We start from the raw sequence: 11117 nt of genomic DNA, 5'->3' as shown, positions 1-11117 counted from the left end.
CATGCCAAATAATCTTAAAAAAACTCTTGGATGTTTAGCAATTTTACTGTATCTTATCATTGTGTATAGTCTCTTGTTGGTTAAAAATCAAGTTCTATACACGCTTTATAAAAAATATCAACCCCTCCCTGTAAGTAATTTCCAATTCTATATACTTACGCAAGAGGTCTTATCCTTGATTTTTTCCAAGAAAGGTTTAATGTAAGCGCTTGAAGTAGTATATTATACATCATCAGAATTTATTGCTGGTTATATGAGATGATAGCGCTTGAAGGCTTGAAGTAGTATATTATGCATTTTTGTCACAAAAAATAAACGATATGTACTACTTCAAACCATCATAGTAAAGCCTTTCCTTAAAGAATGTAGGGTACTATGATAGAAAATATGAAGGTCAAAAAATTTTACAAGAAGTCGTCTAATCTTGACGATGACAAGGTAGTTGCCATGAAGGAGCAGAGATTGCGATGGGTTTAATTTACTCATCATGAGCGAGTTTCGAAAAGAGGTCTAACGCCTCTTCTACTTCCTTGCGACCTACGTGGCATTTTCGGTATCACGCACCATAGACCTCATCAAATCCAGTAGTTTTTTACGTATTCTACGAGATGGGATGGAGCTAAAGGTGCGCACGCACTCTATCACTTCTTTATCGCTGGCTCGCGCATCACTATCAGATGCATCATCGCTAATTGCATGCGCAAGAAAACCCTCCTCTTCTTCGGCTACTCTGCTATCAAGATTAAAGTCTTGCATGCCATAAGATATTCCTCTATCGATTTCCTCAAAAAAGTAACTTACTGGCACATTTAGAATCTGAGCGATATAAAATAACCTACCGCTAGAAATGCGGTTTGTGCCCTTTTCATACTTTTGCACTTGCTGCGTGCTAACGCCGAGTGCTTCGCCCAATTTTTCTTGGTTTAAACCAGACATTAAACGCAATGTTTTAACTCTTCTACTAATTAATTCATCTATAGAGCTGGCTTTACCCTTCCCACCTGCCCGTATCCTTTTTTCTTTCTTGTCTTCAGTTTCAAAATCAAATTCATAATCTGAAGCATACTCTTGGCTATTGTTACTCATACAAATGTACTCAAAAAAATAAGCGAATTACTAAACTTAGACGTATTAAGCAGTTCTGGAGCCAAGTAGACTTTGAGATTTTTGCAACTCTGTTTCTTAATGATTTCTTTCGAGGATAGCAAAAAGCCCGAAATCTGACAAAAAGATTATTTTATTCATTGGACAGAACACTCATAGGTAGTAGTTGTAACATAAAAATGCTACATAGTCAAACTACTAATGCACAACGTCTTGTTTATTTATGATATGTAAAAGCAAATAAAAACACGCAAGAGTTGCAAAAACCCAATCACCAAGAAAACTATAAGGCGTATCGCCTGTTGCATGCGGTATAAGTTGAGTATCTATGACGCCAATGTAATTTATTGGCAACATAGCAACTACCCTCCCCAATGGATCTATCACACCAGAAATGCCACTATTAGCTACTCTCAAGACAGGAATTGCGTGCTCAACAGCCCTAATTTTTGCCAAAATAAAATGTTGATAAGGACCAGAAGTTTTTCCAAACCATGCATCATTCGTAATATTAATGATACAGTTTACGCCTCTTCTGTATTTTGCTATATAATCGAAAAACGAGATTTCATAACAAATCACCGGTTGTATTTTAAATGGTGAATTGTTCAGGATAGGATGATGGATGTGAAAAAGAACCGGTGCACCAGGTTGAAAATCAATCATACCACGCGCCACTTTGGTAAAAAAGGACAATAGCGCCTTAAACGGAATATATTCACCAAACGGCACCAAATTCACTTTATTGTATTGAGCAACCATACGCCCACCAACCAAGATATACATAGAATTATATATTTTAAAGTTTGGGTGGAGGTAGTGCAGAGCATTGTCTAGGTCGCCCCCAGCTATTAGAACCTGCTCTAAACCAAGGGAGCGCAAATAGCGCTGCGCAATTGGCAGTCTATGATCTATAGCTATTGCTGATTCGGGCCAAATGATAATGTCGGCATCTAGGCCGCGCGAGAGCTTTGTCTGTTTAAGGATATTTTTATATAACTCATCTTCAACGAAATTATCAGAAATTGGAATATTAGGCTGCACCAGTTTTATTTTCACGCCATTACCTTGATCTGTGGTATTGGTGGAATTGATGGCATGCACTGGTTCGCCATCAATTCTAGTGTCCACAATATTCACGTTTGGATGTAATGCACATCTCAAATAACCATAAACAACCATAATGCATAAAGATAAGACTACGCATCGGTAAACAGTCGTTTTATTTAGATATAATGGTAGATTTGACAAATAAACTACAAAAAAACTCATACCTATTGGGCCTAGCAACGAAAATCCTTGAATCAGCAATAGGTTTTCACCAAAACTATAAGAAATAAGGTTCCAGGGTAGAAGATGTAATGCAACGGATCTAATCCACTCAAATAAAGCCCAGAGATATGCAAAGCTCCAGTAGTAAGCTTTACTCTCTTTTACATGCCAGGCGATGAAAACAGGGGCAGCTATAAAGCATGCTAGTAAGGATGGTATGCCCAGCAGTACCCAGGGTTTGAGCCAATCAAAACCACCTCTTACCTCTAGGGCAGATGTAATCCAAGACAGGCCACACAAAAAATATCCGAAGCCAAAACAAAAACCATATGCTAGAGCTAGATGCTTGGTTACCGCCTTTTGTGTATAGTAAGACAGTATACTAATGACGAATAAAAAGCATAAATGATGATATGGCGCTAACGCCAAAGCTAGCATAGAGCCGCATAGAGCATTAACAAGTAACGCGGCAATAATGTTAAGGCGTATTTGCCGAGTGCTGCGGTGAGGGTATGGTAATGAAGCGTTGAACATCTTTGGCATTTTAGTTGATGCAACTTAAGGCGGATCTAAGCCTCAAGATGGTGTTTATTGAGGTTTTGAAACTTAGAATAGGCAGGATTATAAAATAGATCAACAGTGCTAGTAGAGCCATTACGGTTTTTAGCAATAATAATCTCGGCCAGATTTCTAATTTGATCCTTCTCCGCCTCGCTCATCTCTTTATTACGCTGCATATAATAAAAAGCTCTATAAATAAACATTACTATATCAGCATCTTGCTCAATAGAGCCAGACTCGCGCAGGTCTGAGAGCAGCGGGCGCTTGTCTTCTCTCTGCTCCACCGCCCTTGAAAGTTGCGCTAATGCCACAACAGGGATATTCAATTCTTTTGCTAACGCCTTTAATCCCTGGGTAATTTCTGAAATTTCCAGCACCCTATTATCGTAGTTTTTCGCGCCTCGCAAGAGCTGCAGATAGTCTATAAATAAAATAGCCAAATTATTTTGCCTCTTCAGCTTTCTCGCCCTGCTCCTCAAAGTTGCTATAGAAATAGCAGGGGTATCATCAATAAAAAGATTTAAGTGTTTAATATTAGAAGCAACTTTACTTAAAATATTATATCCCTCCTGTTTCAATCCAGATTTGAGCGAGTGAGAGTCTAGCATAGATTCTATAGAAAGTATTCTAGTGGCTATTTGCTCAGCCGACATTTCCAAAGAGAAAAAACCAACGGAGCCCTGGCTATTTTCCAGGCTCTTGGCGGCATTTAATGCAAGATTGATTGCGAAGGCGGTTTTACCCATAGAGGGGCGAGCAGCGATGATAATAAGGTCTGATCTTTGAAAGCCACACAGAATGTTGTCTATGTCCATAAGACCAGAAGTCACGCCGGTTATACCAGACGAAAGACGTGCTTTGTCAATCGTGGTGAGGGCGGAATCTACTATCTCATCTAGAGCATAAAACCCCCTTTCCACCATGCCGCTGGAAGCGAGCTGATATATTGCATTTTCGGCATACTCTAGATATTGCGTGCCTTTGTGCTCTAAGTTTGAGTTGTATACTTGGCTAATAATATCCTGAGTAACAGTAACCAAATTACGTTTAATAGATAAATCTTGCAGAGTTAGAGCGTAGGAATAGGGATTGGGGATGAGCGCGGAGTTTAGCAGGAGGTCTTTTAGATAGTTGTCTGAACCATAGTAATTAAACAATTCATCTTTCTTTAATAACTCGCTCAAAAGCGTTACGTCGCAATTAAAACCTCTATCCTGCAAGATAATAATTGATTCATAAATCTTTTTATGCAAATTATCATAAAAGATTTCCGGAGAGAAGTTAATTGCTAGCAGCTTATCTAAATGCATAGGATTGCTAATTAAGCAACCTAGAAGCATTTTTTCAATTTCAATATTAAATAATTCTCGATTCTCGCTCACATCAGTGTTCTATTAAACAATGGTCAATTAGTTATTCATAAGCACTTGGTTAAACACATCCACTAACGAAGTTCTGTCGGTACGAATGTTTTTTATTGGCACCGAACAGGTGCTGGCTGCTTGCAATATAGACATAAGAGTCTGATTATCTGTAATTTCAACCCTCATCTTATTAGATGAAACCGTCTCCCATAGCTGCAAGGTTTTAAGCAGGTCCGGGATGGTTAAATTACTCTCAAACTCCACTTCTAAGTATCGCGCTTGGCTGTGCTTAAGTATTTGTTCTGTTTTGTCTTGCTTAACTATTTGACCCATGCGCAAGAAAGCTATCTCGTCGCATAATTCCTCCACCTCTTCTAGATTATGCGTGGTGATAACAACTGTTTTACCCGCCTCTTTAAGCTTACGAATATGCGCCCATATTTTGTGGCGCAAATTTAAGTCAACACCAGCAGTTGGTTCATCTAATATCAATACCGCAGGGTCATGCACCATCGCCTTCGCCATCAAGAACCTCCGCTTCATGCCGCCAGACAAAGAGCGCGCAGTTAAATGCTGTTGTTCGAGCAACGAAACGCTATCTAATATTTTTTCGATATAAGCGTCATCAACCTTTAAACCATAATAGCCAGCTGTAAAGCGCAATGTTTTATTTAATGACAAAAAATTATCTACAGCTATTTCTTGAGGCACCACGCCAATTGCGCGCCTGGCTGTTTTAGGGTGTTGGTCGACATCAAAACCCATAATTTCTATCTTGCCGCTGGTCTTTTTAACAGTGTTGGCTATGATGTTGATGAGAGTAGACTTGCCAGCGCCATTGCAGCCAAGCAAACCAAGCACAACGCCTTGATTTACTTGTAAACTAAGACCGTTTATGGCTACTTTAGCAGAAGTGGTATAAATTTTTTTTAGATCAGTAATTGAAATTGCAGCCGTCATACACTTAACTATTGATTTTTTTGCTTAATTAAATCTAAGGTTTGCTCTATACCAAATAGCTTAATGAAAGAACCTAATCTCGGCCCCTCTTCTTGCCCTAGCAAGATTTGATAGAGATCTTTAAAATAATCTCTTAAATTTTCATATTGCGCGTTTTTGCCTATTTCATATATTTTAGTCTGAATCTCGTCCGCCTCCACATCGCTGCTCTGAATATTTGCTAAATAAGTAGCAATTTCCTCTAGCAACAGCTTTTGTTGTTGATTAGGTGAAAGGTATTTTTTCTTTTTTTCTACAAAATCTGTGTAATAGTTGATTGCACAATCTAGCAATCTATCTAGAAAAGCAGAGTAGGTGGCGTTTGAAACATATCGCTCTAAGAATTTCAAAAGCACTTCTTTGGAGTTTGTATTACATACCGACACCAAGTTTAACAATAGATTAAAATTAATTCCACCAATATCAATGTTCGGCACCTTCCCATCATGCACATAATACAGTGGATTCACCAGTTGTTGTGCCAGATCTTGCTGGTGATATTTTTTATTCCACGCTAAATATTCATCAACACTCTTAGGAATAACATCAAAATGCAATCGTTTAGGTTTAGAGGGAGATGCGTGTATAAAGAGCGCCAAACTTTCTAAAGGCGCATATCTAAGCCAATCATCAACGCCAATACCCTTTCCTTTAGATTTAGAGATCTTGCTGCTATCCTCGTCTAGAAATAATTCATAAAATAACTGTACCGGCTCTACTCCGCCTAAAATGCGACACACGCTGGAATAAATCTTACCATTTGGTAAGTGATCCTTTCCATACATTTCATAGTCTACATCTAGATGAGCCCAGCGCATGCCAAAGTCTGGTTTCCATTGCAGTTTGCACTTGCCACCCTTAACAGATGAACATTCCTCTCTGCCATCAAGTGTGTAATACACTAACCCCTGTTCCTTGTCTATTCTATCTATAGCCACCTGCAGCACATGCCCAGTAGATGAAATAGGCATGAATGGCGAGTAAGTCTTGCGCCTTTCGTCGCGCAGAGTTGGTAGCATCAGATCCATAATTTGCTCGTATCTTTCTAACACCAGCATCATCATTTCATCAAATTTACCCGATTTATAGTAATCTGTTGCGCTAATAAACTGATAGTCAAACTCAAACCTATCCAAGAAGGAGCATAATTTTTTATTCATATATGCGGCATAACTTTCCTCCTGCTCGAATGGATCAGGAATGGCGCTGAGAGGGCGATTTAGGTTGTCTTGCAGCATTGCTGAGTTTGGTATATCCAGCGGCACTTTGCGCAGGCCATCCATATCATCGGAAAAACAGATGAGCTTTGTTGGTATGTCGCTTATCTTTTCAAAAGCCTTGCGCACCATTGTTGTGCGCGCAACTTCTGTGAAAGTGCCTATATGTGGCAAACCAGATGGGCCATAGCCAGTTTCGAACAATATATAGCCTTTTTGATTTTTTTTGTTCTTGATTGAGTCTAAAATGCGCTTAGCCTCAATAAACGGCCATGCATTAGAGTTGTGTAATACTTGCTCGATGTTGTTTAAATCTATTTGCATTTTTTCTTAATTCTATTTCATTCTCAACACGCCTAATACTACCTCTAAAGCAATGAGAAGTACAACAACTATTTCTAAAAAAACCACCGTTACCTCTAGGCGAGTAGAGTGCTTATAGTTTAGCTCATTTGATAAAATCGAGTAAAGATCATGAATCATATCTAATCTATGATTCAAGATGTCATGCCGTACCTCAATATCCTGAAAGCGCGCGGTCATCAAATATAATGGTTCATAACTAGGTTTGCGCCAGAAAAATTCAGGCGTATCTAAAATATCACTATGTAGATTAATAGAATAACGCTCATTAAACAATGAACCTATTTGCTTAGAAAGTTCCTGTTTGGATAGGTTGACTCTGCCAGTTGCAGCTAAAGTCTCTCTGATCGGGTTTGTGCTTTCTAGCATCTGTTTCACTGATTGCTCTAGATATGTGAGTTTAACGGATTGAGCTAGCGCATAAGAAATTGAGAGTTTGAGAAAAACAGTTTGATCTTGTAAAAAAATAGCGTTCTTCTCTTCATTAATCGTGAGTTCTTGAGACTGAGAATAGTCAAAATAAACAAAATCATTTATTGCTTTAGATAAGATATTGACGCCAAAATCTTGAAAGATATTCATGATTTTTGGTAAAAGGTCAGAAGATGCATTCCATGCGACAAAGCACCCAAAGGAAAATAGAAATAAATCGATCTCTCGATTTTCAATGCGCACACGAGTATATAGAGCATCTTCAAAATTAATATACTCTCCTCCAAACTCTACTCCTGATGGCCACTGCGTTGTTGCTATAATTTGTGAATCCTCACGTACCTGATGCATGTCGGGCGTTTTGTGCTTCGTATGCTCCTCAGATTGCTCATCATGAGGGAGTTTAGCAGAAGGTTTAATAAAATCTTTGTTATTTTTCTCTAAAAAGGCAACAATTCGCTCTATGTTATATGAATAGGCGCAGCAACATAACAAGCATTGAGATAGAGTATTCATGATATTCTTCGTTTGTTTTTAGGTTATAAATCAGGTATAATTATAATTGTAAGCAGGAGTGAAATTGAAAAGAAAGATGGAGCTATGATCAACAGAAACACTGAGTCTGTACTACACGATACGTTTGCTATTGCAGCAAACTATGGGCATGAATACATTAAATGCGAGCACCTACTGCTTGCGTTATGCTGTAACACGGAAGCAATCTCGATCCTAACGGCTGTAAAGGTAGATCTTGAGAAGATGGTGGAGCGATTACACGAACACATGAATCATTCTAACACATTTTCAGTATCTGTCAATACCCACCCAAAAACCAGCGCTGAGTTTCAGTCTATCATGCATAAAGTGATAATGCGAGGCAAAGACGATGCTTATCAGAATTACTCCACAATAGGCGCGATGTTACTGGAGTTATTAGAAGATACAGACTCCTATTGCTCCAAAATATTGCGGGAGTTTGGTGTAACTAGGGCCTCGCTTATTCGCAACATTCAATATAGCAAAAATACAAGCAAACAAATATCTATGAAAACAGAAAGGGATGCGAAGTGTGATAGCAATACTCATCATGCCGTACTAGAACAATTTTGCAATAATCTAAATAACCATGTGAAAGATGGGCAGGTAGATTTGCTGATTGGACGGGAGAGCGAAGTGAATAGAATGATAGAAATTTTATGTAGACGACGCAAAAACAACGTAATATTGGTAGGAGACCCAGGGGTAGGCAAAACAGCCATTGCAGAGGGGTTAGCCTATATGATAGTAAATAACAACATTCCAGAGTCATTAAAGGGTTACGTTATCTATTCTCTAGACATAGGGCGGCTTGTGGCTGGTGCAAAGTATAGGGGTGATTTTGAAGAGAGAATTAACAAACTAATTACTGCCACTAAAAACCTGCCAAAAATAATTTTATTTATAGATGAGATCCACATGCTTATTGGTGCAGGCTCTACTATGTCTGGGGGGCTGGATGCCAGCAACCTCCTTAAACCCGCTTTAGCTCGTGGGGAAATTAGGTGTATTGGCTCTACTACATTTAAGGAGTATCACAGATATTTCGAGAAAGACATGGCTCTTACGCGACGCTTTCAAAAACTGTTAGTGTCGGAGCCGGATGTGAAATCTACAGTGCATATTTTGAATGGTTTAAAGAGTTACTATGAGCAATATCATGGAGTAGTTTATACTAAGGAGGCTATAGAGGCTGCCGTACTTCTGTCGGAACGATATATTCACGACAGGCACTTGCCAGATAAGGCTATAGATTTGATGGACGAATCGGGTGCGCGCAAGCGAATCGCAGCGCATAATGATAATAAAATTAGTAAACAAGATATAGAACAAACTGTGTCCGCCCATCTAAATATACCTGGTATTAGCCTAGACAAAAATGACATAGAGCATTTGGCTTCCTTAGAAGAGAAGTTAAAACAGAATATCTTTGGACAGGGAGAGGCGATTAAGGAGTTATGTAACAGTATAAAACTTTCATGGACCGGTCTTAAAAGAAACGCTAAACCCACAGGCACCTATCTTTTTGCAGGGCCTAATGGTGTGGGTAAGCGCGAGCTGGGTCGAATTCTTGCAGATACCATGCACATGCATCTGTTGCATATAGATATGGCGGAATATTCAGAAAAACATACTATCTCTAAACTCTTAGGTAGCCCGCCTGGTTATACTGGTTTCGAGCAAGGGGGGTATTTAACGGAGGCGATTGATAAAAATCCTTACTCAATTATATTGTTTGATGATGTGTCTAAGGCGAGCCCGGAAATACTCAATATTTTGGTGCAAATTTTAGACGAAGGGAAATTAACAGATAATACTGGCAAAGTTATTAATTTTCGGCACACTATCATAATTTTAACTGTGAACACAGATACTGATTGTAAAGGCACTTTAGGATTTAATAAAAAACGTGAAAGTGACACTAAACTCTATACTCAAGACTTCATTAAAAACATCATTAGCTCAGACATGCGAAATAAATTGGATGGAGTGATATTTTTTGGCGCATTAGATGGAGAGAGTTTACATAAAATCGTGCAGAAGAAGATTGAACGTTTGAGTGATCAGTTAAAAGAGAAAAATATACATCTCACATGCAACAAGAGTATCGCGGAGTTCTTGACGAATTATTGTAATGAAAGTGTGGATGGTTTGCGCGCCCTAGACAGAATTATTAATTCTAAACTAAAGCAAAAGATTGTTGATGAAATGCTTTTTGGGAAATTGAAAAAGGGCGGTGGCGTGTCTATCCATTGTGATCAAAAACAAAAGATATTATTTACATTTAAATCATCGAATGCTAGAGCGAAGACGGCGCTTTATAAAGAGGCATTATAAGGAGGTGGTAAATTAGAGCCCATCACCTCCAAACTGTCTCATGATGAGCAAATGCAAGAAGTATAGTAAACCACTTTACATTAGGCAAAGAGACATGGCATTAGACCTCTTTCCTAACTCTACTCCTGATGGCAACTGTGGCGACGCTGTCGATGCGCAAGTCCTCACGTACTTCATGTACGCTGCGGCTCTGTGCTTCGTATACTCCTCGCATTTGCTCTTAATTGAGCGAGTTTCGAAAGAGGTCTATTTTAGCATCAAGCGGCAAGTAATTTATTAACGAAATCATTTTTGAAATTAACAATTCCAGCAACAATATTAAACTTTAGATTGTAGTCCCTACGCTTATTGCGATATCTATGAGGGGACCGTTGTAAGATGAGATTTTAGAAAATTTTGTATTTTGTAGTTAAAATTTTTGTTTGAGTGATTTTATAAGGATTTTGCTATTAAAAACTGCATAGTTTTTTAGTCAAATCAGAAATTAATCTTTTTTAGTCAAATCAGAAATTAATCTCATTTTTAGCTGTTTTAGTTTTGTTATAAGCCTAAATAGATGTATTTTTACCTGTTTTATGCAGCAAGGACGGTTAAACTCTTTAAATTAAAACAGATTGCATTCATAAATTCAGCAAATTGATTTTTTGCTATTCCTACATATCGCAGTCGTTTATTATCCTGAACAAACACCCTTTCGAAAGGAGATCTAATGTAAGTATAATAGCGGTCGAGATCAAAATTCTTTTCCTTCATATTGTTTTTCTTAATAGCGCATAGATGAACTCCCTTACGAGCCGCTGCTATCCTGGCGGGAGCAACGCAATAACCTTTGTCAGCATATGTAGCTCCACCATTAGGCAGAACATGCGCCATACCTTTAGCATCCGTAATATTAGCAGGAGTTACAGCCACTTTATTAATTAGCCCGGAT

Annotated in this window: 9 protein-coding genes; 2 read left to right on the top strand and 7 right to left on the bottom strand. The window is 38.5% G+C overall.

All coding sequences use genetic code 11. The annotated features are described in order from the left end of the window. Positions 1–205, top strand: a 205-nt coding sequence (locus tag Sarmat_RS06725; RefSeq protein ID WP_207187038.1) for a hypothetical protein, incomplete at its 5' end; no start/stop codon positions are given. Positions 206–537: 332 nt separating this feature from the next. On the opposite strand, the gene Sarmat_RS04290 is transcribed toward Sarmat_RS06725, so the two are convergent. The 6 genes from Sarmat_RS04290 to Sarmat_RS04265 all read right to left on the bottom strand — a co-directional run bounded on the left by Sarmat_RS04290 (position 538) and on the right by Sarmat_RS04265 (position 7828). Further along, positions 538–1086: a helix-turn-helix domain-containing protein gene (locus Sarmat_RS04290; RefSeq protein WP_202149590.1), complete on the bottom strand. Its 549-nt coding sequence runs from the start codon at positions 1084–1086 to the stop codon at positions 538–540. Between the two features lie 216 nt (positions 1087–1302). Then, positions 1303–2910, bottom strand: a complete 1608-nt coding sequence (gene lnt, locus Sarmat_RS04285) for an apolipoprotein N-acyltransferase (protein WP_202149589.1) — start codon at positions 2908–2910, stop codon at positions 1303–1305. A gap of 35 nt (positions 2911–2945) precedes the next feature. Then, the gene (gene dnaB / locus Sarmat_RS04280) at positions 2946–4319 is read right to left on the bottom strand and encodes a replicative DNA helicase (RefSeq protein WP_202149588.1); all 1374 of its coding nucleotides are present in this window, start codon (positions 4317–4319) and stop codon (positions 2946–2948) included. Positions 4320–4346: 27 nt separating this feature from the next. After that, positions 4347–5261, bottom strand: a complete 915-nt coding sequence (locus tag Sarmat_RS04275) for an ABC transporter ATP-binding protein (protein ID WP_202149587.1) — start codon at positions 5259–5261, stop codon at positions 4347–4349. Positions 5262–5269: 8 nt separating this feature from the next. After that, the gene (locus tag Sarmat_RS04270; RefSeq protein WP_202149586.1) at positions 5270–6841 is read right to left on the bottom strand and encodes a lysine--tRNA ligase; all 1572 of its coding nucleotides are present in this window, start codon (positions 6839–6841) and stop codon (positions 5270–5272) included. Positions 6842–6853: 12 nt separating this feature from the next. Continuing rightward, positions 6854–7828, bottom strand: a complete 975-nt coding sequence (locus tag Sarmat_RS04265; RefSeq protein ID WP_244127138.1) for an RMD1 family protein — start codon at positions 7826–7828, stop codon at positions 6854–6856. A gap of 84 nt (positions 7829–7912) precedes the next feature. Between Sarmat_RS04265 and Sarmat_RS04260 the strand changes: the two genes are divergently transcribed. Then, the gene (locus tag Sarmat_RS04260; protein ID WP_202149585.1) at positions 7913–10186 is read left to right on the top strand and encodes an AAA family ATPase; all 2274 of its coding nucleotides are present in this window, start codon (positions 7913–7915) and stop codon (positions 10184–10186) included. Positions 10187–10759: 573 nt separating this feature from the next. Here the strand turns inward: Sarmat_RS04260 and Sarmat_RS04255 are convergent. After that, positions 10760–11117, bottom strand: a 358-nt coding sequence (locus tag Sarmat_RS04255) for a transposase (protein WP_202149584.1), incomplete at its 5' end; no start/stop codon positions are given.

It is taken from the genome of Candidatus Sarmatiella mevalonica (assembly GCF_016751895.1).
Taxonomy (GTDB): Bacteria; Pseudomonadota; Alphaproteobacteria; order Rickettsiales; family Rickettsiaceae; genus Sarmatiella; species Sarmatiella mevalonica.
Note: the sequence above shows the minus strand (reverse complement) of the source record. Positions and strands in the feature narration are given on the sequence as shown.

Bases quoted from the DNA above. Each gene is read 5' to 3' on its own strand.
- Sarmat_RS04260 (WP_202149585.1), top strand. From the start codon at position 7,913: ATGATCAACAGAAACACTGAGTCTGTACTACACGATACGTTTGCTATT.
- lnt (WP_202149589.1), bottom strand. From the start codon at position 2,910: ATGTTCAACGCTTCATTACCATACCCTCACCGCAGCACTCGGCAAATA.
- Sarmat_RS04290 (WP_202149590.1), bottom strand. From the start codon at position 1,086: ATGAGTAACAATAGCCAAGAGTATGCTTCAGATTATGAATTTGATTTT.
- Sarmat_RS04265 (WP_244127138.1), bottom strand. From the start codon at position 7,828: ATGAATACTCTATCTCAATGCTTGTTATGTTGCTGCGCCTATTCATAT.
- Sarmat_RS04270 (WP_202149586.1), bottom strand. From the start codon at position 6,841: ATGCAAATAGATTTAAACAACATCGAGCAAGTATTACACAACTCTAAT.
- Sarmat_RS04275 (WP_202149587.1), bottom strand. From the start codon at position 5,261: ATGACGGCTGCAATTTCAATTACTGATCTAAAAAAAATTTATACCACT.